Consider the following 22,595-nt stretch of genomic DNA (forward strand, 5'->3'; position numbering starts at 1 on the left):
GATGGCCCGGGGCGGCTCGCCGGCCGGCACGAGCCGCCGTGCGGGCCGATATACGGGCCGATAGACGGACCGCGTGAGGTAAGATGGCCCGCGATCCTCCTTCCGACACGTTCATGAGTTCGACACCCGTCAAACCGGCCGGCACGAAACGCACGGCCCGCGCCAGCGAAGCCAGGCCGCGCATGCGTTCGCAGCAGCGGCTTACCTACCTGATCGGCAATCTCGACCGGCTGCTGCGCCGCCAGATGAGCGATGCGCTCGCGCCGCTCGGTGTGACGCTCGCGCAGTACACGGCGCTGTCGGTGCTCGAGGCGCGCGGCGCGCTGTCCAATGCGCAACTCGCGGTGCGCTCGTTCATCACGCCGCAATCCGCGAACGAAGTGATGGTTGCGATGGCCGCCCGCGGCTTCGTGACGCGCGAGGCCGATCCCAGCCATGGCCGCGTGATCCTGCTGCGTCTGACCGACGAGGGCTCGGCAATCCTGCGCGACTGCGAGCGGGTGCTGCGGCCGCTCGAACGCCGGATGCTCGGGGACGACGTGAACGCCGACGACGTCGAGCAGGTTCACCGCACGCTCGAGCTGTTCGTGCGCAACCTGCGCGACTGAGCACGCCGCCGCGTCTTTCGTTCCGGTTTCTCCGGCCGCGCCGGGCCACGCCGCGGCGTGGCCCGGGTTGCGAACGGGTTGCGGGTTAACACCGCGCTCGCGACACTTGAAATATCAGGTTACCTGTTATTAAATCATCCCGTCCCTCGACGGGATTTTCTTTCGGGTTCTTAATCAGGTTACCTGATAAAGTAACGGGACCCGATCACGATAAAGCAAGGACACCGCGCATGCGTTCCGCGTATGCCGCGCGAGTCACGGTTAGGAGACGACATGGATACTTCCGTTGCCGCAAGGCCGGCCGTCGCGACGACGCTCGGCCTGTGTTTCGCGATCGCATTGCTCGAGGGGCTCGACCTGCAGTCGGTCGGCGTCGCGGCACCGCGCATGGCCCACGAATTCGGGCTCTCGGTTTCACAGATGGGACTCGCGTTCAGCGCGGGCACGTTTGGCCTGCTGCCGGGCGCGATGCTCGGCGGCTGGCTGGCCGACCGGATCGGCCGCAAGCACGTGCTGATCGCGTCGGTCTGCCTGTTCGGGCTGCTGTCCATCGCGACCGCGCAGGTGTCGAGCTTCGCGATGCTGGTCGCCGTTCGCGCGCTGACCGGCCTCGGCCTCGGCGGCGCGATGCCGAACCTCATTGCATTGTCGTCGGAAGCGGTCGACGCACGCTCGCGCAGCAGCGCGGTGGCCGTGATGTATTGCGGGATTCCGTTCGGCGGCGTGATCGCGTCGCTGATCGGCGTGCTGCTCGCAGGCGACACCGAATGGCGGCACATTTTCTATGTCGGAGGCGTCGGCCCGCTGCTGCTCGCGCCGCTGCTGCTCGCCCTGCTGCCCGAATCGCGTGCGTTCCTCGACGTCAGCGCATCGGGCGCGGCGCGCCCCAGCGTCGGACAGACGCTGTTCGGCGGCTCGCGCACCGGCACGACGCTGGCGTTGTGGCTCAGCTACTTCTGCACGCTGATCGTGCTGTATTTCCTGCTGAACTGGTTGCCGTCGCTGATGGCCGCGAAGGGGCTCGCGCGCAGCCAGGCCGGGATCGTGCAGATCTTCTTCAACATCGGCAGCGGCCTCGGCGTGCTCGGCATCGGCATGTCGATGGACCGCTTGCGTCCGTCGCGCGTGGTCAGCGGCATGTACGCGGGGATCGTGCTGTCGCTTGCCGCGCTGGCGATCGCGCCCGGACTCCTGTGGCTGTCCGCCGCCGCGTTCGCGGCCGGGATGTTCGTCGTCGGCGGCCAGTCGGTGCTGTATGCGCTGGCCGCGATCTATTACCCCACCGCGATGCGTGGCACCGGCGTCGGCTCCGCCGTTGCCGTTGGCCGCCTCGGCTCGGTGGTCGGGCCGCTCGCCGCCGCCGAGCTGCTCGCAATGGGCCGCAGCGCGTCGGTCGTGATCGGCGCGAGCATTCCCGTCACGCTCGTCGCGGCCGTGGCCGCGCTGCTGCTGATCCGCCGCCCGCAGGCGGAGGACTGAGGTTTCGCTTTTTTCGATACGCGCCGTCAGAGCGCGCCATTCAACATGGTCTGGAGACGCAACGATATGAAGACGAAGACAAGGAACGGCCTGCTGGCCGCCGGCGCATGCTGCGCGCTCGCCGCAACCGGCGCGCACGCGCAGTCGAGCGTGACGCTGTACGGGATCATCGACACGGGCGTGGAGTTCGTGTCGCACGCGAACGCGGCCGGCGATCACGTGGTGCGCATGCCGGGCGTGACGGGCGAGCTGCCGTCGCGCTGGGGGCTGCGCGGCACGGAGGATCTCGGCGGCGGTTATCAGGCGGTGTTCACGCTCGAAAGCGGCTTCAACGTGCGCGGCGGCGATCTCGGCCAGGGCGGCCGGCTGTTCGGCCGGCAGGCGTTCGTCGGGCTGAAGGGCGGCTTCGGCACGCTCGCGTTCGGCCGCCAGTACACGATGACCTACCTCGCGCTGCAGGGCGCGGACATCATCGGCCCCGACATCTACGGGCTCGGCTCGTTCGACGCCTACGTGCCGAACGGCCGCGCCGACAACGCGGTGACCTACCTCGGCACCTATCGAGGCGTGACGCTCGGCGCCGCGTATTCGTTCGGCCGCGACGGCGCGGGCACCGGCAACTCGCCGGGGCAGGGGACGTGCGCCGGGCAGGTGCCGGGAGATGCCACCCAGTGCCGCAACTGGTCGGTGATGCTCAAGTACGACAGCGCGTATTTCGGCGCGGCAGCGTCGTACGAGGAACAGCGCGGCGGCACCGGCGCGGCCGCCAACTTCTTCGACGGCATCGCCCCCGTCGCCTTCACCAGCAGCGGCGGCAAGGATGCCCGCACGCACCTGAGCGCGTACGCGCAGGCCGCCGGCGCGCGGATCGGCGCGGGCTGGATCGGGCGGCGCGTGTCGACCGGTTCGCCGGCCGCGCCCGGCGCGCATTCGGACCTGTTCTTCGTCGGCGCGTCGTATGCGGTGAAGCCCGATTTCGTCGTCGACGGCGAAGGCTACCGGATCGTCAACACCGCGCACGACACGCGCGCGACGATGGCGACGCTGCGCGCGACCTATCTGCTGACCAAGCGCACGGCCGTCTATGCGCAATCGTCGTATCTGTGGAACAGCGCGCACGCACGCTACGCGGTCAGCGGCGGCGGGCCCGGCACGACGCCGGGCGAAGGGATGGGGCAGCTCGGCGCGATGGTCGGCGTGCGGCACATGTTCTGATCCGGCAGCCAGACAAACGGGAGATATCTTGAACAGGAAATCTGCATTCCTCTGCATCGCGCCGCTCTCCGCGGCGGCCATGCTCGCCGGTTGCGGTGGCGACGACTCGGTCAGTTCCACGCCGACCCACCTGAGCGCCGCGACGCCGGCCGCGATGGCGCAGACCTGCGACGCGCTTGCCGCGAAGCTCGCGTATGCGAACACGTCGTTCACGTCGGTGACGACCGCGGCCGCCGGCGCGCTGACGGTGGCCGGCAAGCCGATCGCCGAGCACTGCGTGATCGAAGGGAAGATGAACGAGCGCGTGAGCGCGGTGGACGGCAAGACCTATGCGATCGGCTTCGAGATGCGCTTGCCGAAAGCGTGGAACGGCCGCTTCTTCTACCAGGCGAACGGCGGGCTCGACGGCAACGTCGTGACCGCGACCGGCGAGATCGGCGGCGGCGGGCCCCTGACCGACGCGCTGAACCAGGGTTTCGCGGTGATCAGCTCGGATTCCGGGCACAGCGCCGCGCAGAACCCGCTGTTCGGCCTCGATCCGCAGGCGCGGATCGACTACGGCTACGGCGCGGTCGATGCGCTCACGCCGATGGCGAAGCAGGTGATCCGGCTCGCGTACGGCAAGGCGCCCGATCGCAGCTATTTCGGCGGCTGCTCGAACGGCGGCCGTCACGCGATGGTCACCGCCGTGCGCAACCCGGCCGACTACGACGGCATCATCGCGGGCGATCCGGGTTTCCATCTGCCGAAGGCGGCGATCGGCGAGATGTACGGCGCGCAGCAGTTCGCGAAGATCGCGTCGGCGACCGGCGCGAACGGGCTGCCGGATATCCGCAGCGGCTTCAACGATGCGGAGCGGCAGTTCGTCGGCGCGAAGATCCTCGAGAAATGCGATGCGCTCGACGGCGCGGCCGACGGGATGGTGCAGGACGTCGCCGCGTGCCAGGCGCATTTCAGCGTCGAGGCCGATATCCCGACCTGCGCGAACGGCACCCGCACGGGCGCCTGCCTCACGCCCGCGCAGAAGACCGCGCTGGAGAACGTGTTCACGGGGGCGCGCAACAGCGCGGGCACGGCGCTCTACGCGAGCTTTCCGTACGATCCGGGCGTGGCCGGCGGCGGCTGGGCCGCGTGGAAGCAGTCGAATTCGGTCTCGCTCGATCCGGCCGCGATGGCGTTCACGTTCATGACGCCGCCGAAAACCGCCGCGGCGCTCGCGAACCTGCCTGGTTTCGCGCTCGGCTTCGACATGGACAACGATGCACCGGCGATCTTCGCGACGAACGGCGTGTACACGCAATCTTCATGGTCGTTCATGACGCCGCCCGACGAGACGAACCTGTCCGCGCTGAAGGCGCGCCGCGCGAAGCTGCTCGTCTATCACGGCACGGGCGACCCGGTGTTCTCGTTCAACGATACGCGCGACTGGTATGCGAAGGTCGCGCAGGCGAACGGCGGCGATGCGTCGGATTTCGCGCGTTTCTATCCGGTGCCGGGGATGAACCACTGTTCGGGCGGGCCGGCGGCCGACCAGTTCGACATGCTGACGCCGCTCGTCGCGTGGGTCGAGCAGGGCCAGGCGCCTGCCGCGATCGTGGCCGCCGCGCGCGACACGACCAACGCGGTGCCGAATGCGGACGTGCCCGCCTCGTGGGGCGCGGGACGCACGCGGCCGTTGTGCCCGTATCCGCAGGTCGCGCGCTACAACGGCTCGGGCGACGTGAATTCGGCGGCGAGCTTCAGTTGTCGTTGACGTAGCCGTCGACGGGAAGCGGCCGGCGCGGGCAGTCTCGCGCCGGCCGTTTCATTTTTGCCGGCAGGCGCGTACTTACTCGCCGAGATCGAGCGGCACGTCGAGCCCGACCTTCACGCGGCTCATGCTCACCAGCGTCTTGAACCGCTTCACGTTGTTGTTCGCGAAGAACAGCTCGCGCGTGAGCGCGTTGTACTGATCCATGTTGCGCACCGCGAGGATCAGCACGAAATCCCATTCCCCCGTCACGTAGTAGCACTGCTGGATCTGCGGACAGCGCTCGAACGCGCGCTTCATCGCATCGAGCTGATCGATCTGCTCGCTCTCGACCTCGACGTTCACGACGATCGTCAGCGGATGGTCGACCTTGTCCGGCGCGATCACGGCCGTATAGCGCTCGATCACGCCGTCTTCCGCGAGGCGCTTCAGCCGCCGGTTCACGGCGGCGGTCGACAGGTTGACGCGCGCGCCGAGCTCGGCCTGCGGCGTGTGCGCGTCGCGCTGCAGCTCCGCCAGCAGCTTGCGGTCGAACGCATCGAGTGGGGTCGTCATGATCGCGCGTGAGCCTTCGAAAGAATGAGAAATTTTTGCGTTGAAGCCGTCGATTTGGCGATTTTATTGACCGGCCCGCGCAATATTATTTTTCGAACCGACGGCGAGCGCAACTGGCGCTCGCCCGATCCGACCCACCCGACGGACCGCCCGCGCGGTCCCGCCCCAGGAGCCCTCCGCCATGCTGATCGCCAACCCGCGCGCGTCGCGCACCGCGTACCCGAACGCGCTGCGTCGCGTGATGAACATCGCATCGGCCGACGAAAGCGGCGCATGGCTGTCGCACTGGCCGCTCGTCGGCAACGCGCGCACGCCGCTGCGCGCGCTGCCCGATCTTGCCGCGCGGCTCGGCGTCGCGAGCGTCCGCGTGAAGGACGAGTCGTGCCGCTCGCCGCTCGGCAGCTTCAAGGCGCTCGGCGCGCCGATCGCGCTGGTGCGGCTCGTGAAGCGGCTGCGGCGCACGCGGGATCTCGAGCCACGTGGGCTCGTCACCGGCGCGTACGCGGCGGAGCTGGCCGACCTGACGGTGATCAGCGCGACCGACGGCAACCACGGCCGGGCGCTGGCCGCCGCCGCGCGCGCGATCGGCTGCGGCTGCGTGATCGTGCTGCACGCGAACGTCGACGCCGAGCGCGAACGCGCGATCGCGGCGTACGGCGCGCGGATCGTGCGCATCGCGGGGAACTACGACGAATCGGTCGTCTGCGCGGCGCAGCTCGCGCAGGCGAACGGCTGGCATGTCGTGTCGGACACGTCGTACGACGGCTACGAAGCGATTCCGCGCGACGTGATGCAGGGTTACGGCGTGATCGCCGCCGAAGCGGCCGCGCAGGCGGCGCAGGACGACGGGCGGCCGTTCACGCACGTGTTCCTGCAGGGTGGCGTGGGCGGCCTCGCCGCGGGCGTCGCGAGTTATCTCTGGGAACGCGACGGCGTGCGGCGGCCGCGCTTCGTCGTCGTCGAGCCGCGCCAGGCCGATTGCCTGTACCAGAGCGCGTTGGCCGGCCGTGCGACGAAGGCGACCGGCAGCGTCGATTCGGTGATGGCCGGGCTCGCGTGCGGCGAGGCGTCGCCGCTTGCATGGGATTTCCTCGAGAGGTGCATCGACCACTTCATGCTGATCGACGACGAAGACGCGGTGCAGGCGATGCGCGGCCTTGCGGCCGGCAGCGCCCGCGACGTGCCGGTCGTCGCCGGCGAATCGGGCGCGGCCGGCGTGGCTGGCCTGACGGCACTGATGCGCGACCCGGCGCTCGCGCGGCAGGCCGGGCTCGACGCGAACGCGCATGTGCTGGCGATCAATACCGAAGGCGCGACGGCGCCGTCCGTGTACCGGCACTGCGTCGGCGAAACGGCCGACGCGGTGCGCGCGCGGCAGCGCGACTGGCTGGACCGCGTGGCGGTGGCGGCCTGAACGACATGACGACCGACGAGGCGAACGCAATGGAAACAATCGAGGAAAGCACGCTGCAGGCGCGACTGAAGACCTGGCGCCGCCATCTGCACCAGTATCCTGAAACGGGTTTCGAGGAAGTGAACACGTCGGACTACGTCGCGCGCATCCTGACGACGCTCGGGCTCGACGTGCATCGCGGGATCGGCGGCACCGGGCTCGTCGCGAACCTGACGGCCGGCACCGGCAAGCGCGCGATCGGCATCCGCGCGGACATGGACGCGCTGAACATCGCCGAGCACGCGCCGGGCCGCGAACATGCATCGCGCACGCCGGGCAAGATGCATGCGTGCGGGCACGACGGCCACATGTCGATGGTGCTCGGCGCCGCGCAACTGCTGGCCGAGCGCAAGGATTTCGACGGCACCGTGCGCTTCATCTTCCAGCCGGCGGAGGAGCACGGCCGCGGCGCGAAGGCGATGATGGCCGACGGATTGTTCGAGCGCTTTCCGGTCGACGCGATCTTCGGCGCGCACAACATGCCCGGCATGCGCGCGGGCACGTTCTCGACACGCGCCGGCGGCATCATGGCGAGCGAGGACAATTTCGTGATCCGAATCGATGGGCGCGGCACGCATGCGGCGCGGCCGCACATGGGCATCGATCCGATCGTGATCGGCGCGCAGGTCGTGCTCGCGCTGCAGACGATCGTGTCGCGCAATCTCGACCCGGGCCAGCAGGCGGTGATTTCGTGCACGGAGTTCATCACCGACGGGCTGCGCAACGTGCTGCCGTCAACCGTGACGATCAAGGGCGACACGCGCAGCTATTCGCGGGACGTGCAGGCGCTGCTCGAAACGCGGATGCGCGAGATCAGCGAAGGAATCTGCCGCACGCATGGCGCGACCTGCACGTTCGAGTACACGCACGAGTTCGCGCCGACCGTGAATTCGCCGGAATGGGTCGACACGGCGGTGCGGGCCGCGGCGCAGGTCGCGGGCGCGGAGGCGGTGAATGCCGACGTGCAGCCGATGATGATCTCGGAGGATTTCGGCGCGTTCCTGCAGGCGGTGCCCGGCAATTTCGTGTTCATCGGCAACGGTGAAGCGGGTGGCCACGGCGGCGTGCCGCTGCACAACGCGACGTACGACTTCAACGACGCGATCCTGCCGGTGGGCGCGCGGTATTTCGCGGAAGTGGCGCGGCGGGCGTTGCGGGCCGCGTAGCGCGTGCTGCGGGACGGTACGCGCTCGCGCGAGCACCGTCCCGCGCGTCGTCACGTCACACCAGTTCGCCGAGGCACGCGTCGAACTGCGCGACGAGCCGGTCGACATCGTCGGCCGTCGTCTGCGGACACACGAGCATCATGTTGTGGAACGGCGTGATCAGCACGCCGCGATTCAGCAGGTACAGGTGCACGATGTGCTCGAGTTCGCTGTCGAGTTGCGCGCCGGCCAGCGTGCCGTTGCGCGGCGGCGCGGACGCGAACTGGAATTCGGTGCGCGCGCCGATGCGCGTCACGCACCACGGCAGCCGGTGTTTCGCGATCGCCTGCTCGAGCCCCGTCGCCAGCCGCGCGGCGAGTTCGAACATGTGTGCATACGCGGCGTCGGTCGCGACGTCGGCCAGCGTCGCGCGCATCGCATGCATCGCGAGCATGTTCGCGGTAAGCGTCGTGCCGATGCCCGAATGGCCGGGCGGCGCGTTCAGCTTGGCCTGCTTCGCGCGTTCCGCGAATTCGGCGCTGAAGCCGTATACCGCGCACGGCACGCCGCCCGCGATGGGCTTGCCGACCACCAGCATGTCCGGTTCGAGAGCGTGCGCGACCGCATAGCCGCCGGGGCCGCTGCTGATCGTGTGCGTCTCGTCGATCACGAGCAGCGTGCCGTAGCGGCGCGTCAGTTCGCGCGCGGCCGCCCAGAAGCCCGGGTCGGGCAGCACCATCCCGATGTTCGTCATCGCGGGCTCGGCCAGCACGCACGCGACGTCGCCATCCTTCAATGCGGCTTTGAGCGCGGCCAGGTCGTTGAATTCGACGACGCGCGTGTTGGCGAGCAGGTCGTAGGATTGCCCGAGCAGGCTGTCGCGCTGAACCGGGCGGCCGTCGACGAGATCGACGAATACGTCGTCGACCGTGCCGTGATAGCAGCCGTTGAACACGACGATCGTGTTGCGGCCGGTGGCCGCGCGTGCCCAGCGCAGCACGAAGCGGTTCGCGTCGCTCGCGCTCAGCGCGAATTGCCAGACCGGCAGCTTGAAGCGGCGCGCGAGTTCGCGCGACACCCATGCGGCGTCTTCGCTCGGCAGCATCGTCGTATAACCGCGCGTGGCCTGTTCGACGAGCGCGCGGGCGACCGGTTCGGGCGCGTGGCCGAACATCGCGCCCGTATCGCCGAGGCAGAAATCGACATAGCGATGGCCGTCGACGTCGGTGAACGTCGCACCGCGCGCCTCCTTCACATACAGCGAGAACGGTGTCGACCAGTCTTGCATCCAGTGCAACGGCACGCCGAACAGCAGGTGCTCGGACGCTTCCGCGGACAGCGCGCGGGAGACCGGCATGGCTTCGGTGAACGCTTGGCGCTCGCGATCGAACAAGGCGCGGGCGCGGATGAGGTCGACTCCGTGGCGGGAAGGCAAAGGCAGCTCCTGGGCTGTGAACAAGGAGAAACGATAGCGCGGGCGGCAGGGGGCTGAACAGGGGCGGAATTCCCGAGGCGTGATGGCGGGGGAACGCCCGGGCGCGTCCTGTTCGATTTCAAGATGGCGCGAGTGAATCGAAGCTGTGCCGGATACTGACCGGCGCGCGAATTGGCGCGGGAGGCGATCGAATCCGACGAGGATTTTTAGCTAAAGTTTTTGCGCATAAAGGTACGACAACGTATCTTTAGAGACGGTCTGTCAGAAGTGAGTGTGCGCACACATTCATAGCATCGAACCAATGAGAGTGCAGTCGAAGACAGGAATCTGCCTTGATATGATCCTGCCTGGATGGTGTTATGTGGTACGACGACGTATGAATTGACGCCGAACGGCGGGACCCACCACGCTTCCAGGCGATCGTCGCGCAGGGGCCGGGGCGCGTCCGACTGCAACGGCACGCCGCCCCCGCCTGCCGTGCGGCCGATCCCCGGCGCGACGACGGGCAACTGCGACTTCGGCACGCCCGTCGCAATGGGCACGCCGACAGTCACGTCGCCGGGGCCGGTCCAAACGTTCAACATGAAGCGCGATGACGCCGACGAACGTGACGATCACCGACAAGCGGCGATGCCATGAGGCGAGGGGGGCATTCGCGTGCGGCGTGGTCGGCCGATGCACGCGAACGCAACGGCAAATACGGAAGCGGACGAACGTGAACGCGTTACGCGAGCGTCTTGATCATGTAGTGCTCGTCGTAGAACCGGCCGTCGACGAACATCGAGCGCGGCTCCGTGCCGAACCGCACGAACCCTTGCGACGCATACAGCCGCTCCGCGTTGCCGTTGACCTCGTTTACGCACAGCATCAGCTGCTTGCACTGCCACGCCTGCGCGGCATGCTCGGTCGCGCTTTCGAGCAGCGCCTGCGCGATGCCGCGGCCGCGATACGCGGGCTCGACGAACACGCCCCAGATCGTCGCCTTGTGCGCGATCTTCGCGCGCGCATCGCGGCGTACACCGGTGATGCCGACGAGCGTATCGCCGTCGAACGCGCCGAACACCGCGCGCTCGTGGTTCGGCGTGAGGCGCGTCGCGAATTCGTCGACCGGCACCTGGGATTCCTCGTCGAGCGTCGGCAGGAAGGACGTGGGCGCGGTATCGACCGCACGTAGGCGAACGGTCTGGAAACGGGCGGCGTCGGCCGCATCGAGCAGGCGGGTCGTGATCGTCATCGGCGGGATTCCGGTTGAGAGGCGTGCATGCCGGCGCGGGCTGCCGTAGCCGCGGGATGCATCGTCCTCATCCTAATGGGAATTCGGATGTCGCGTGGCGCCGTTCGGCGCGTTGCGCATTTCGGCGGCGCCGGAGCGTGGCGGCCGTGCGCGCATGGCGGGTCACGCGGCCGTGCCGGCGTGACGGAAGGGACGACGTGCGCGCGATCAGATCACGCGCACGCAACGGGCATCAATCAATACCGCGACAGCTGATTGCCGTTGATCTGCACGCGGTCACCCGGACGCAGGTTGCCGGGCGACTGCACGTCGAACGAGCGCATCGAGCCGTCGCTGACCTGCACGTCGATCCGGTAGCTGCTCGGGCCCTGCGCGGCACCCATCTGCTGACCGATCTGGTTGCCCGCCACCGCGCCGCCGAGCGCGCCGATGACGGTCGCCGCATCGCGGCCGTGACCGCGGCCGACCTGGTTGCCGAGCACGCCGCCGATGAGCGCGCCGACGACGGTACCGGCCACGCCCGACGGGCCGACCGAGCCGTTGACCGGCTGGATGTTCGCGACGGTGCCGTATTGCGTGCCGTACGGATTCGCGTATTGCTGTTGCGGGTTGCCGTACTGGTCATACGGCTGCGAGCCGTATTGCGACGGGTTGCCGTATTGATCGTACGGCTGCGGCGCCGGGTTCGGATACGCCGGTTGCTGCTGCACGTAGCCCGGCTGCGAATACGCGGGCTGCGCGTAGCCGGGCGTCGCGTATTGCTGCTGCTGCGGATAGCCCGGCTGCGCGCCGTAGTAGCCGGGTGCGACGCAGGCGGTCAGGGGAAGCGCCGCCACGGCGACGAGCGAGGCGAACAGAACGGTCTTCGTGGAGGGCATGCGCATCATGATGTTTCCTGCATCGGCAACGTGTCCGCCGATGGATTCCCGTCATGGGTGGCGAACTCGGCGTGAGTATAAGGAATGGCCGGATGCGCGTCCGGTGCGGCCGGGTAACAACGTGTAAAGTCTGTTGCCGCGTAAATCGCTGCGCCGGCGCGGCGTTCGAGCCAGGCCCGACAACGGCGCGAAGCGGTTTCCAGTCATCCGCGTGCCGGTGATGCGGCCCGCTTGTTTCATGCGGCGTGTCGGCCCTCCGTTGCGATCGAACCCCTGCGTCACGCGAGACCCGGCGGGCGTGTGCGGCACACATCGCGAAATCGAATGCGCGGCATCGCGACATTTAATTGGCCGCGGGCGGCAGCGTCCGATATCGTGGCCGGATTCTCTGCCAGCGGTCGCGTCGCGCCGGCTACGGATCCTTCCCTGTCCGCGCCGGCGGCGCGCCGCGACCGCCCCACCTTCCAGGCCATGACCGAACGATTCTTCATCAATGCCGTCGATGCCGGCGGCCAGCCCGTCAACCTCGTCGTCCGCGACGGCCGCTTCACGGCGATCGGCGCCGATTGCGCAGCCGCGCCCGGCGCGGAGACCATCGACCTCGACGGCCGCGTCGTGCTGCCCGGCTTCGTCGACGGCCACATCCACCTCGACAAGAGCTTCGTCGGCGCTCGCTGGGTGCCGCACGAATCGGTCGGTTCGCTGCGCGAGCGGCTCGCGGTCGAGAAGCGCCAGCTTGCCGCCGCACCGCCGATCGTCGAGCGCGCGAACGCGCTGATCGCGCAGGCCGCCGCATTCGGCACGATCGCGATGCGCAGCCACGTCGACGTCGATGCGACGACGGGCCTGTCGAACCTGCAGGCCGTGATGGCCGCGCGCGAGCAATGGCGCGGGATCGTCGACATCGAACTGGTCGCGTTTCCGCAGGCCGGCGTCGTGACGTGCCCGGGCACGGCCGCGATGCTCGACGCGGCCGTGCGCGAGGGTGCGGACGTCGTGGGCGGGATAGATCCGACGACGCTCGACGGCGACGCGGACGGCCAGCTCGACATCGTGTTCGGCATCGCGGAGAAACGCGGCGCGAAGATCGACATCCACCTGCACGAGCCGGGCGAGATCGGCATCGCGCAACTGCTGCGGATCGCGGCGCGCACGCGTGCGGCCGGGCTCGGCGGGCGCGTGAACGTGAGCCATGCGTACGCGCTCGGCCAGGTGAGCGATGACGATGTCCGGCGCACCGCGGCGGCGCTGGCCGAAGCGGGCGTATCGATCCTGACGAATGCGCCGGGCGATTGCGCGTTTCCGCCGGTGCGGTTGTTGCGCGACGCGGGCGTGCACGTGTTCGCGGGCAACGACAACATTCGCGACGCGTGGTGGCCGTACGGCAACGGCGACATGCTGCAGCGCGCGATGATGGTCGGCTACCGGTCGGGTTTCTACACCGACGAAGCGCTCGGCATCGCGCTCGACATGGCGACGTACGCCGGCGCGCGCGTGATCGGCAACGCGCACTACGGCATCGCGGTGGGCTGCGATGCGAGTTTCGTCGCGGTGCGCGCGCCGAACGCGGCGGCGGCCGTCGCCGGCGTGCCGGCCGAACGCTGGGTGTTCCGCCGCGGCGAAAGCGATACGGGGGCGCCGTTCGCGCCGTCGCTGCGCTTCACGCGCTGACCCACCGGCCGGCGGCACGGCATGCGCCGTGCCGGCCTTGCACTGACCGACTTCACCGGAATCGACATGACGAACCTGCTGATCCGCAACGTCCGCACGAGCGCCGACACCGCACTCGACATCCTGATCGAAGGCGACCGCATCGCGCGTGTCGGCCCGTCGCTCGACGCGCCCGCCGGCTGCGTGATCGAGGACGGCGCGGGCGCGCTCGCGCTGCCCGGCCTCGTCGAAGGCCACACGCATCTCGACAAGACGCACTGGGGGATGCCGTGGTATCGCAACCAGGTCGGGCCGCGTCTCGTCGACCGCATCGAGAACGAACGCCACTATCGCGCGACGAGCGGCCACGACGCGGGCGCCGCGTCGCTCGCGCTGGCACGAGCCTTCCTCGCGGCCGGCACGACGCGCATCCGCACGCACGTCGACGTCGATACCGAAGCGGGCCTGCGCCACCTGCACGGCGTGCTCGCGACGCGCGAGACGCTGCGCGGGCAAGTCGACATCCAGATCGTCGCGTTTCCGCAGTCGGGCGTACTCAAGCGGCCGGGCACCGATGTGCTGCTGTCCGATGCGCTCGGCGCCGGCGCCGACCTGCTCGGCGGACTCGATCTGTGCGCGATCGAAGGCGATCCGGTCGAGGCGGTGGACGTGCTGTTCGCGATCGCGGAGCGTCACGGCCGCGGGCTCGATATCCATCTGCACGAGCGCGGGTCGATGGGCGCGTATTCGCTCGACCTGATCCTGCAGCGCACGGCCGCGCACGGCATGCAGGGGAAGGTCACGATCAGTCATGGTTTCTGCCTGGGCGATCTCGCCGAACGCGAGCGCGATGCATTGCTCGCGCGAATGGCCGCGCTCGGGGTGGCGATCGTCACGACCGCGCCGGCGGCGGTGCCGGTGCCGCCGGTCGCCGCGTGCCGCGCGGCGGGCGTGATCGTGATCGGCGGCAACGACGGCATACGCGACACGTGGACGCCGTACGGTTCGCCCGACATGCTCGAACGCGCGATGCTGATCGGCATGCGCAACGATTTCCGCCGCGACGATGCGCTCGAAGTCGCGCTCGACTGCGTGACGCACGGTGCGGCGCACGGCTGCGGTTTCGCGGATTACGGGCTGCAGCCGGGCAGCCGTGCGGACGTCGTGCTCGTCGACGCGCTGACGTTCGCCGAGGCCGTCGTCGCGCGGCCGGTGCGGCGTCTCGTCGTATCGTCGGGGGCGATCGTCGCGCGCGACGGCGCACTCGTCTGAGCATGGCGTCGCGCCGGTATGATCGGGTTTTCAGCCGGATTTCCGGGGAGACGACGATGCGACGCACGACAGCGGCACGGGCCGCACGATGGACGGCGGCGGCCTTGTTCGCCGTGACGGCCGCGCACGCGGTGGCGGCCGATCCGGCCGATGCGCGGCAGGAAGCCAACCGGCGGACGGTGCTCGCGTTCTACGAGAAAGGCCTCAACGAAAAGGATGCGGAGGCCGCGCTCGCGTATGTCGGCGATCGCTACGTGCAGCACAACCCGAACGCGGCCGACGGCCGCGACGGTTTCCGCAAGTTCGTCGCCTTTCTGCGCGACACCTATCCGCAGTCGCACAGCGAGATCAAGCGTTCGTTCGTCGACGGCGACTACGTGATCCTGCACGTGCACGCGGTGCGCGAACCCGGCACGCGCGGCAGCGCGATCATGGACATCTTCCGGCTCGAGCACGGCAAGATCGTCGAGCACTGGGACGTGAACCAGCCGGTGCCCGAGCAGGCCGCGAACGGCAACACGATGTTCTGACATGTCCGGGGCAGTGAGCCTCGTGCGTTGCCCCTGGATGAAACCCGCGCGGCTTATCGCCCCTCGAGTTCCAGCATTGCCGCGAGCGCTTTCGTCAGCTCGCTGACCATCGGGTCGGCCGTCGGCCGGTGCAGGATCGCGATATCCATGTTCTCGATCGGCGCGAAGCCCTGCTTCGCGGTCAGCACGACGTGCTCGTCGGTCACCACGCGCGCGGGCAGCACGCTGATGCCGAGCCCGTCCGCGACGGCCGCCTGGATGCCGCTCAGGCTCGACGTCGTGAAGCTGATGCGCCAGCGGCGGCCGCGCTCCTCGATCGCCTTGATCATGTCGTCGCGGTAGAGCCCGCGCGGCGGAAACACGACGATCGGCACCGGGTCGAGATCGATCGACGGATGCTTCGCGCTGTCGATCCAGCGCAGCTTCTCGGGCCAGCGCACGACGGCCTCGCGGCTGTCGCGCCGCTGCTTGATCAGCACGAGATCGAGTTCGCCGCGATCGTACGCGGCGCAGATGTCGCGGCTCAGCCCGCACGTCACTTCGAGCTTGACCTGCGGATGCTCGCGCTTGAATGCCGCGAGCGCGTGCGTCGTGCGGCCCGCCGCGAAATCGTCGGGCACGCCGAGCCGGATCGTCAGCGCGACCGTGGCGCCCGACAACGCTTCCAGCATTTCGTCGTTCAACGCAAGCATGCGCCGCGCATAGCTGAGCACCGTCACGCCCGCATCGGTCGGCCGGACATCGCGCGTGCCGCGATCGAGCAGGCGGTGGCCGGCGATTTCCTCGAGCCGGCGCACCTTCTGACTGACCGTCGACTGCGTCGAATGCAGGCGCGCGGAAGCCGTCGTGAAGCTGCCGCAGTCGGCGACCATCACGAGCGCGCGCAGCAGGTCGAGGTCGAACAGGGGTCTATTCATTTTTGCACTTTTGCAGATTCGAGCATTGCATTTCCACATGCATGCGACGACTTTTAACATGCGCGGACGGCGCGGGCAATCGCGGTTTGGCCGGACTTGGGGCGGCGCGTTTCGCGGGCTTTTGAGGCGCCTGACGACATCCTGCGGATGACGCTCGCGCCCGGCGCCGACCTGCGCGGCACGCACCGGTATCGCGACACCGCATTGAATCCGGCGGCCGAACGCGGTCGTGTCGAGACGGTGCGCAGGCTGATCGATGCGGGCGTGGCCGGGGTTAGCGGCGGCGCGATTTGGGCTCGGGCGTGCCGCCGGGGAGTTTTCGCAGGAAGGCGTCGGCGAGTTCAACACAAGAGTCGAACGACGGCGTGTAGCCGAGTGTCCGGATGTCGTCGAACCGCGGCCGTACGAACGTGCGAGGCTCGTTGAGCAAACGCAGAAACGTGTCGCGATGCCGAACGGGAAACGCAGCGGTTTCGATCAAGCTTGCCGGCTCCCGATCGATGACCAGGCACAAGTCGAACAGGTCCCGCGCGGTTGGACGATCGCCGCGGAAGTCCACTGCGGTATGGAGCGAGTGACCGGCAGGTTCGATGAAACATCGGGCAATCTATCGCCACGGCTACCGGTATAGACCGCTATCTCTTGCGTTTCGTCGCGGACGGGTGTCGCGCACGGGAGCACCTGAATTCCGCATAGAAATGCGTTGAATCGAAGACTCCCCTGCCTCCCTGGTCCTCATCTCCCGTCGGTCCATCGCGCTCCCTTGTTTCCCTGCTTGCACTCGAAATTTATGCGGTCTAGACTGCATCCCAGTCTCATCGAAGTCCCGCCTTTCGCGCACCGCGCCGGCTCTCCGGCGCGGCGCCTCCACCGGACGCCGGCGTCGCCCGCCGCGTCGAGACCTGCAAGGACCCGCCATGAACTGCACTGCAACGCTCCTCGTTACCGCGCTGGCATTCGCGCCGCTCGTGTCGTTCGCCCAGGACACGTCGACGATCCGCTGGGGCATCGACCCCACGTATCCGCCGTTCGAGGCGAAGCAGCCCGACGGCTCGCTCGCCGGTTTCGACATCGACCTGCGCAATGCGATCTGCGAGCAGCTGCATGCGAAGTGCGTGTGGGTCGAGCAGGGCTTCGACGGGATGATTCCGGCGCTGCGCGCGCGCAAGTTCGACGTGATCATGTCGGCGATGACGGCCACCGACGAGCGGCTCAAGCAGATCGACTTCTCGAACAAGCTGTATGCGTCGCCGGGTGCGCTCGTCGCGCCGGTCGGCTCGAAGCTGCTGCCGACCGCCGCGTCGCTCGCGGGCAAGCGCATCGGGATCGACCAGGGCACGACCCAGGAGGCGTACGCGAAGGCCGAATGGGCGACCCGGGGCGTGACGATCGTCTCTTACCAGAATCAGGACCAGGTGTACCAGGATCTCGTCAACGGCCGCCTCGACGCGACCTTCCAGGACAAGACGCAAGCCGGCTACTCGTTCCTGAAGACGCCGCGCGGCAAGGGCTACGCGTTCGCCGGCCCCGACGTGACCGACGCACGGATCACCGGCTACGGCGTCGCGATGGGCGTGCGCAAGGGCGACGCGGACATGAAGAAGCGGCTGAACGACGCGATCGTCGCGATCCGCGCGAACGGCACATACCAGAAGATCGCCGCGAAATATTTCGACTTCGACATCTACGGCGCGAAGCAGCAGCTGACTTCGGCGCCGTGACCCGGTGATTCATTCAATGGACAGGCACACCATGACGAGTATCCAGGATCGAGTCGCGCAAGCCGTGACGCCCGAACTGATTGCCGCGTTCCGCGAGGAAGGCGCGGTCTGCATCAAGGGCATCTTTTCACCCGACGAAGTGGCCGCGCTGCGGGCCGGCATCGACGTGAATCTTGCCCGGCCGAGCGCGCGCGCGAAAGTCGCGAGCCGGCCCGACGATCCCGGCTGGTTCTTCGAGGATTTCTGCAACTGGCAGCACAACGACGCGTATCGCGACTTCATCGTGCGCTCGCCGGCGCCGTCGGTCGCCGCCGCGCTGATGGGAACCGGGCGCGTGCGACTGCATCACGACCACCTGCTCGTGAAGGAGCCCGGCACGCGGCAGCGCACGCCGTGGCACCAGGACCAGCCGTACTACAACATCGAAGGCGACGACAACGTCAGCATGTGGATTCCGGTCGATCCGGTGCCGCTCGAATCGACGCTGGAATTCGTCGCGGGCTCGCATCGCGGGCCGTGGCTGATGCCGCGCACGTTCATGGACAAGGAAGCGAAGTGGTTCCCGGAAGGCAGCCTGGCCGACCTGCCCGATATCGAAGCCGACCGCGCGGCGTTCCCGATCCGCCGCTGGGCGCTCGAGCCCGGCGACATGGTGTGCTTCCGGATGCTCACGCTGCATGCGTCGGGCGGCACGCGGAACCGCCGGCGCGCGTTCTCGATCCGCTTCGTCGGCGACGATATCCGTCACGCGCCGCGCCGCTGGAAAACGTCGCCCGACTTCCCCGGGCTCGCGGAGCAGCTGGCCGACGGCGCACCGCTCGACCATCCGCTGTTTCCGGTCGTGTGGTCGCGCGGCGCGGGGCAGGTCGGCGCGATCTGACCGGCGCGGCGAACGAACGCGGCGGCCGTTTCGTCATGAAACGGCCGCCGTGTCCATTGGCGCGTACGGGGAAAGATCAGGTCGGGTGGCGCCCGGCGCCCGGCTTGAAGCGCGAGCCGAGCCGGTAGCGGTTGCCCGGATGCAGGAAATGCACGAACGTGACGGGCAGCCCGTCGGTCCACGTGCGGCGCGTGAGCGTGAGGCACGGCTCGTCGGCGCGCATGTCGAGCAGCCGCGCCTGCTCGACGGTCGGCAGCGACGCGTCGACGACGTGCTCGATTTCCAGTTCGTAGTGCGACACGTTGTTGTACAGGTACTCGGACGGCGGCTCGGTCTGGAAATCCTGGTCGATGAAGCCGGGCGCCGCGGCCGGGTTCACGTAGCGGTCCTCGAGCTGGATCGGGCGGCCGTTTTCCTCGTGCACGCACACCACATGAAAGACCGGCGTATTGACCGGCAGCCCGAACGCGGCCGCCACGTCGAACGATGCCGGCTCGCTCGCCCGGCTCAGCACGCGACAGCGATATTCGTGGCCGCGCGCGCGGATTTCGTCGCGGATGTGCGCGATCATCAGCAGGTTCGACTGCGGCTTCACCTCGGCGACGAAGGTGCCGACGCCCGCGATGCGCTTCAGCACGCCTTCCTCGGTCAGCTCGCGCAGCGCGCGGTTGACCGTCATGCGCGCGACGCCGAACTGCGCGGCGAGATCGAGCTCGGACGGGATGCGGTCGCCCGGGCGCCAGTCGCCGGACTCGACGTTCTGGCGAACGAGCGTCTTGATCTGCTGGAACGGTGCGGCGGCCTTCGTGACCATCAAGGAGGTTTCCGTGGGTGAAATACCAGCGGGATTCTATCGTCTTTGCCCGGTGGCGCTCCGGACGCGGCCTTGCGGGCGGCCGCTGATCCGACGACTCCTTTCCGTCCGTCGACAGGGGGGCGATGTCGATTACAGGTTCCGCACGTCGGCCGTCGGCTCGGCGCCGAACGCATCGCTCAGCGCATAGCCGATCAGCTGGCGTGCGGCGGCCTCGGGCGTCGCGAGCGCGCCGCTCGATTTCAATTCGTCGAACTTCTCGCGCATCGGGAAGTTGTCTTCGCTGGTCGAGCGGATCGTCGCCTGCATGCCCGTGTCGACGACGCCCGGCGCCACGCTGCAGATCCGCAGCGGGCCGTTCGCATCGAGCGTGACCGCGCGTGCATGGTGATCGAGCGCGGCCTTGGTCGCGCAGTAAACGCTCCAGCCCGCGTATGCGTTGCGGGCCGCGCCGCTCGACAGGTGCAGGATCCGGCATTCGGTCGCGACCGAAGCCGCTTGCGCGAGCGCGGCCGACAGCATCAGCGGCGCCGCGACGTTCAGGCCGACTGCACGCGCGACGATCGCCGGATCCTGCGTGGCGAGCGGGCCGATCGGATCGACGATGCCTGCGTTGTTGAACAGCAGCACGAGCGACGCGCCGTCGACGAAGCGGCGCAGCGTGTCGCCAGCGAGCCAGGCTGCGACGGCCGTGGTGTCGGACAGGTCGATCTCGACTTCGGAGAAGCGGTCGCCGGCTTGCGACGCGAGCGACGGATGGCGGCTGCGCGACACGCCGAGCACGGCGACGCCTTCCAGCAGCAGTTGTTCGGCGAGCGACGCGCCGAGGCCGCGCGTGTGTCCGGTGACGATGGCGCGCACGTGCGGCGCGGAAGAGGATGCAGTCATGGCAGTGAACCGGTGAAGGCGTGAACGGTGTTGACGGGCGGCGTGCATGCGCGGCGGCAGCACGATAAGGACGGGCGACGCGTGGCATCGGCGGGCGAAGACGATCGTGTGCGGCGCCACGGATACCGGGGTGAACGCATATCGTAGCGCCGGCATGTGTATCGCGCAAATGCCGGTGCGTGCGCGCAGGCAGTGCCGCGCGGTATCGGGCGCGCCGACAGGCTGGACGACAGCCCGCTGCGGCAAGTGCGCGCGCCGGCGCAGCGCGCGCCGCCGGGCCGTGCGTCGCGAGCTATCATATGGCTCGCCCGTGCGCGATGCCGGACGGGCCGCGATCGTTTCCCTTCACCTGCTGCACGCTGCGACGCCACTCATGAACACCACGCCGGATACGCCCACGCCACGCGCCCTTCGCGAACTCACGCCCCTCGAGGCCCGCATTCTCGGCGTGCTCGTCGAGAAACAGCACACGGTGCCGGATACGTACCCGCTGTCGCTGAACGCGCTGACCGCGGGCTGCAACCAGAAAACCGCGCGCGCGCCGGTGATGAACGTCAGCGAGGACGAGGTCACGACCGCGCTCGACGGGCTGAAGCACCTGAGCCTCGTGATGGAGGGCAGCAGCAGCCGCGTGCCGCGTTTCGAACACAACATGAACCGCGTGCTGGGCATCCCGAGCCAGGCGATCGCGCTGCTGACGATCCTGCTGCTCCGCGGCCCGCAGACGGCCGCCGAGCTGCGCCTGAACAGCGCGCGCCTGCACGGCTTCGCGGATATCTCGTCGGTCGAGGCGTTCCTCGACGAACTCGCGGCGCGCGCGCCGGCGCTCGTCGTCCGGCTGCCGCGCGCACCGGGCGCGCGCGAGAACCGCTGGATGCACCTGATGTGCGGCGAGGTGAACGTGGCCGATTTCGCCAGCGCGGAGGCCGGCGGCGCGGATGCGGTGCCGCCTTCCGAGTTCGAGGCGCTGAAGGCCGAGCAGAAGCGACTCGCGGATGAAGTGGCGCGACTGAATGCGCTGGTTCAGCGGATGGCGAGCGAACTCGGCATCGACGTCGACGCGCCGGGCGACGCCGGCTGACCGACAGCCTGCAACGCGCTCCTCGCTACCAGCGGCGCCCCGATTTCGCCGAAGCGTCGATATCCGGCGCCCACGCGAAATCGGTTTTCCTGCCCGTGCGCGCGTTTGTGTAGGGGATCGAATAGACCATCGCACCCTGGCTCATCATTTCGTATTCGCCGTCGATCGTGCCGTCGACCATTCCCCACCACGTCGTCGTGTATTGATACGACCGGTCGGCTGCCAGCATTTCCGCGTCCCGGTGCTTGAACGGCAACGGAATGGCCGTGTTCGATTTCGCATGACGGACGATGCCACCTGACCATTTCGCGACGTCGTCGTGGTACATGCGCGGTTCGACGCGCACGGGTTGGCCGCCGGCTGTCCGGAAGCACGGCACTTTCGTGCTCACTTCGGCCGAGGCGGGCAATGCGATGCAAAGCATCAGCAGCGCGAGCGCTTTCTTCATGAGCGTATGTGAACGACGATGCGCCATTTCAACCCACGCTGATCCGCGTCGCACCTGCATCGACGAGCCGGAACAGCAGATCCTCGACGGCCGTCTCGGGCGCCGAGCCGAGATCCGCATTGACGCGCCACCCGTGTTCCGTGCGAACCGGTTCCGACAGGTAATGCACGATGCCGTGCAGCCCGTCTTCGGCCGGATCGTTCTCGTCGTCGACATCGAACCACGCGAGGAACCACGTCTTGAACGCATCGGCCGCCGCGCTTTCGTCGAGACCGTCGGCCTCGATCACGACCCAGTCCCATACGAACGGGCGGACTGACACGGCTGCCGTTTCGAGGTCGAACTCGAACGGGTCGAAATCGAGTTGCGTGGTCGAATCGATCATCACGGGCCGGCCGGCCGCTTCGCCTTCGGCCGCGATGGTGTCGGCGCGGCACGGCAGCGCGAGCGGCCCTTCAGTGGCGAGCGTGCCGTCGGCCTTCCGGTAGGCCGGCTCGACGATCACCGACGGTCGCGTGGCCGCTTTCGCGAGCAGGTCGGCGTAGGGTTGGCGGATGGCACTGAGCAGTTCGGATACGGTCATCGTGGCGAGTCCGTGGGGCGGGGAGCGAACGGTTGCAGAGCAGGCGGTGGACGGCGCGG

The 22,595-nt window shown here is 68.5% G+C and carries 22 protein-coding genes and 2 pseudogenes; 14 read left to right on the forward strand and 10 right to left on the reverse strand.

Annotated elements, in window-relative coordinates:
- The first annotated feature begins 113 nt into the window (after window positions 1–113).
- The 4 genes from G3N62_RS09220 to G3N62_RS09235 all read left to right on the forward strand — a co-directional run bounded on the left by G3N62_RS09220 (window position 114) and on the right by G3N62_RS09235 (window position 5,055).
- Window positions 114–608, forward strand: a complete 495-nt coding sequence (locus G3N62_RS09220) for a MarR family transcriptional regulator (RefSeq protein WP_034187602.1) — start codon at window positions 114–116, stop codon at window positions 606–608.
- Window positions 609–881: 273 nt separating this feature from the next.
- Window positions 882–2,087, forward strand: a complete 1,206-nt coding sequence (gene mhpT / locus G3N62_RS09225; RefSeq protein ID WP_124670755.1) for a 3-(3-hydroxy-phenyl)propionate transporter MhpT — start codon at window positions 882–884, stop codon at window positions 2,085–2,087.
- A 66-nt stretch (window positions 2,088–2,153) separates the two neighbouring features.
- Complete coding sequence (locus G3N62_RS09230; RefSeq protein ID WP_124670754.1) at window positions 2,154–3,302, forward strand: porin; 1,149 nt, start codon at window positions 2,154–2,156, stop codon at window positions 3,300–3,302.
- Between the two features lie 28 nt (window positions 3,303–3,330).
- Window positions 3,331–5,055, forward strand: coding sequence for a tannase/feruloyl esterase family alpha/beta hydrolase (locus G3N62_RS09235; protein WP_049033783.1), 1,725 nt, complete (start codon window positions 3,331–3,333; stop codon window positions 5,053–5,055).
- A 75-nt stretch (window positions 5,056–5,130) separates the two neighbouring features.
- On the opposite strand, the gene G3N62_RS09240 is transcribed toward G3N62_RS09235, so the two are convergent.
- The gene (locus G3N62_RS09240) at window positions 5,131–5,607 is read right to left on the reverse strand and encodes an Lrp/AsnC family transcriptional regulator (protein WP_059559204.1); all 477 of its coding nucleotides are present in this window, start codon (window positions 5,605–5,607) and stop codon (window positions 5,131–5,133) included.
- A 181-nt stretch (window positions 5,608–5,788) separates the two neighbouring features.
- Here G3N62_RS09240 and G3N62_RS09245 point away from each other — a divergent pair, with 181 nt between their 5' ends.
- Both G3N62_RS09245 and G3N62_RS09250 read left to right on the forward strand, forming a co-directional pair.
- Entirely contained in the window at window positions 5,789–7,021 is a 1,233-nt protein-coding gene (locus tag G3N62_RS09245) for a diaminopropionate ammonia-lyase (protein WP_124608483.1), read from the forward strand.
- Between the two features lie 29 nt (window positions 7,022–7,050).
- Window positions 7,051–8,226, forward strand: a complete 1,176-nt coding sequence (locus G3N62_RS09250) for a M20 aminoacylase family protein (RefSeq protein WP_124670753.1) — start codon at window positions 7,051–7,053, stop codon at window positions 8,224–8,226.
- A gap of 55 nt (window positions 8,227–8,281) precedes the next feature.
- Here the strand turns inward: G3N62_RS09250 and G3N62_RS09255 are convergent, their stop codons facing one another.
- Window positions 8,282–9,640 (reverse strand): aspartate aminotransferase family protein, encoded by a 1,359-nt coding sequence (locus G3N62_RS09255; RefSeq protein ID WP_124670752.1) that lies wholly within the window; start codon window positions 9,638–9,640, stop codon window positions 8,282–8,284.
- A gap of 429 nt (window positions 9,641–10,069) precedes the next feature.
- On the opposite strand from G3N62_RS09255, the pseudogene G3N62_RS35920 reads away from it, so the two are divergent.
- A pseudogene (locus G3N62_RS35920) lies at window positions 10,070–10,250 on the forward strand (hypothetical protein); the annotation flags it as partial.
- A gap of 114 nt (window positions 10,251–10,364) precedes the next feature.
- On the opposite strand, the gene G3N62_RS09260 reads toward G3N62_RS35920, so the two are convergent.
- Both G3N62_RS09260 and G3N62_RS09265 read right to left on the reverse strand, forming a co-directional pair.
- Complete coding sequence (locus tag G3N62_RS09260) at window positions 10,365–10,874, reverse strand: GNAT family N-acetyltransferase (RefSeq protein ID WP_049031242.1); 510 nt, start codon at window positions 10,872–10,874, stop codon at window positions 10,365–10,367.
- Window positions 10,875–11,110: 236 nt separating this feature from the next.
- Window positions 11,111–11,761 (reverse strand): glycine zipper 2TM domain-containing protein, encoded by a 651-nt coding sequence (locus G3N62_RS09265; protein ID WP_034187609.1) that lies wholly within the window; start codon window positions 11,759–11,761, stop codon window positions 11,111–11,113.
- Window positions 11,762–12,223: 462 nt separating this feature from the next.
- On the opposite strand from G3N62_RS09265, the gene G3N62_RS09270 reads away from it, so the two are divergent.
- From G3N62_RS09270 to G3N62_RS09280, 3 genes are all read left to right on the forward strand, one after another.
- Window positions 12,224–13,423, forward strand: coding sequence for an amidohydrolase family protein (locus G3N62_RS09270; protein WP_124670751.1), 1,200 nt, complete (start codon window positions 12,224–12,226; stop codon window positions 13,421–13,423).
- Window positions 13,424–13,489: 66 nt separating this feature from the next.
- A complete protein-coding gene (locus G3N62_RS09275) occupies window positions 13,490–14,674 on the forward strand; it encodes an amidohydrolase family protein (RefSeq protein ID WP_124670750.1) in 1,185 nt (394 codons plus the stop codon).
- A 56-nt stretch (window positions 14,675–14,730) separates the two neighbouring features.
- Complete coding sequence (locus tag G3N62_RS09280) at window positions 14,731–15,204, forward strand: nuclear transport factor 2 family protein (RefSeq protein WP_124608488.1); 474 nt, start codon at window positions 14,731–14,733, stop codon at window positions 15,202–15,204.
- 53 nt (window positions 15,205–15,257) lie between these two features.
- Here the strand turns inward: G3N62_RS09280 and G3N62_RS09285 are convergent, their stop codons facing one another.
- Window positions 15,258–16,121: a LysR family transcriptional regulator gene (locus G3N62_RS09285; protein WP_059559191.1), complete on the reverse strand. Its 864-nt coding sequence runs from the start codon at window positions 16,119–16,121 to the stop codon at window positions 15,258–15,260.
- Window positions 16,122–16,256: 135 nt separating this feature from the next.
- On the opposite strand from G3N62_RS09285, the pseudogene G3N62_RS35925 reads away from it, so the two are divergent.
- Window positions 16,257–16,391: pseudogene (locus tag G3N62_RS35925) on the forward strand (ankyrin repeat domain-containing protein); the annotation flags it as partial.
- A gap of 4 nt (window positions 16,392–16,395) precedes the next feature.
- On the opposite strand, the gene G3N62_RS09290 reads toward G3N62_RS35925, so the two are convergent.
- The gene (locus G3N62_RS09290) at window positions 16,396–16,680 is read right to left on the reverse strand and encodes a hypothetical protein (RefSeq protein ID WP_080287798.1); all 285 of its coding nucleotides are present in this window, start codon (window positions 16,678–16,680) and stop codon (window positions 16,396–16,398) included.
- 358 nt (window positions 16,681–17,038) lie between these two features.
- Here G3N62_RS09290 and G3N62_RS09295 point away from each other — a divergent pair, with 358 nt between their 5' ends.
- Window positions 17,039–17,842 carry an ABC transporter substrate-binding protein gene (locus G3N62_RS09295; RefSeq protein WP_059559189.1) on the forward strand — a complete coding sequence of 268 codons (804 nt, stop codon included), beginning with the start codon at window positions 17,039–17,041 and terminating at the stop codon, window positions 17,840–17,842.
- A 31-nt stretch (window positions 17,843–17,873) separates the two neighbouring features.
- Window positions 17,874–18,722, forward strand: coding sequence for a phytanoyl-CoA dioxygenase family protein (locus tag G3N62_RS09300; protein ID WP_034187614.1), 849 nt, complete (start codon window positions 17,874–17,876; stop codon window positions 18,720–18,722).
- A 76-nt stretch (window positions 18,723–18,798) separates the two neighbouring features.
- On the opposite strand, the gene hutC is transcribed toward G3N62_RS09300, so the two are convergent.
- Window positions 18,799–19,536, reverse strand: coding sequence for a histidine utilization repressor (hutC, locus tag G3N62_RS09305; RefSeq protein ID WP_034187615.1), 738 nt, complete (start codon window positions 19,534–19,536; stop codon window positions 18,799–18,801).
- A 132-nt stretch (window positions 19,537–19,668) separates the two neighbouring features.
- Window positions 19,669–20,424: an SDR family oxidoreductase gene (locus G3N62_RS09310; RefSeq protein ID WP_124670749.1), complete on the reverse strand. Its 756-nt coding sequence runs from the start codon at window positions 20,422–20,424 to the stop codon at window positions 19,669–19,671.
- Between the two features lie 373 nt (window positions 20,425–20,797).
- Here G3N62_RS09310 and G3N62_RS09315 point away from each other — a divergent pair, with 373 nt between their 5' ends.
- Window positions 20,798–21,505: a YceH family protein gene (locus tag G3N62_RS09315; protein ID WP_124670748.1), complete on the forward strand. Its 708-nt coding sequence runs from the start codon at window positions 20,798–20,800 to the stop codon at window positions 21,503–21,505.
- Window positions 21,506–21,530: 25 nt separating this feature from the next.
- On the opposite strand, the gene G3N62_RS09320 is transcribed toward G3N62_RS09315, so the two are convergent.
- Both G3N62_RS09320 and G3N62_RS09325 read right to left on the reverse strand, forming a co-directional pair.
- Window positions 21,531–21,953 carry a hypothetical protein gene (locus tag G3N62_RS09320; RefSeq protein ID WP_049036790.1) on the reverse strand — a complete coding sequence of 141 codons (423 nt, stop codon included), beginning with the start codon at window positions 21,951–21,953 and terminating at the stop codon, window positions 21,531–21,533.
- A 28-nt stretch (window positions 21,954–21,981) separates the two neighbouring features.
- Entirely contained in the window at window positions 21,982–22,536 is a 555-nt protein-coding gene (locus G3N62_RS09325; RefSeq protein ID WP_069705666.1) for a hypothetical protein, read from the reverse strand.
- Window positions 22,537–22,595: the final 59 nt, after the last annotated feature.

This window comes from Burkholderia sp. Tr-20355 (genome assembly GCF_017104685.1).
Lineage (GTDB): Bacteria > Pseudomonadota > Gammaproteobacteria > Burkholderiales > Burkholderiaceae > Burkholderia > Burkholderia seminalis.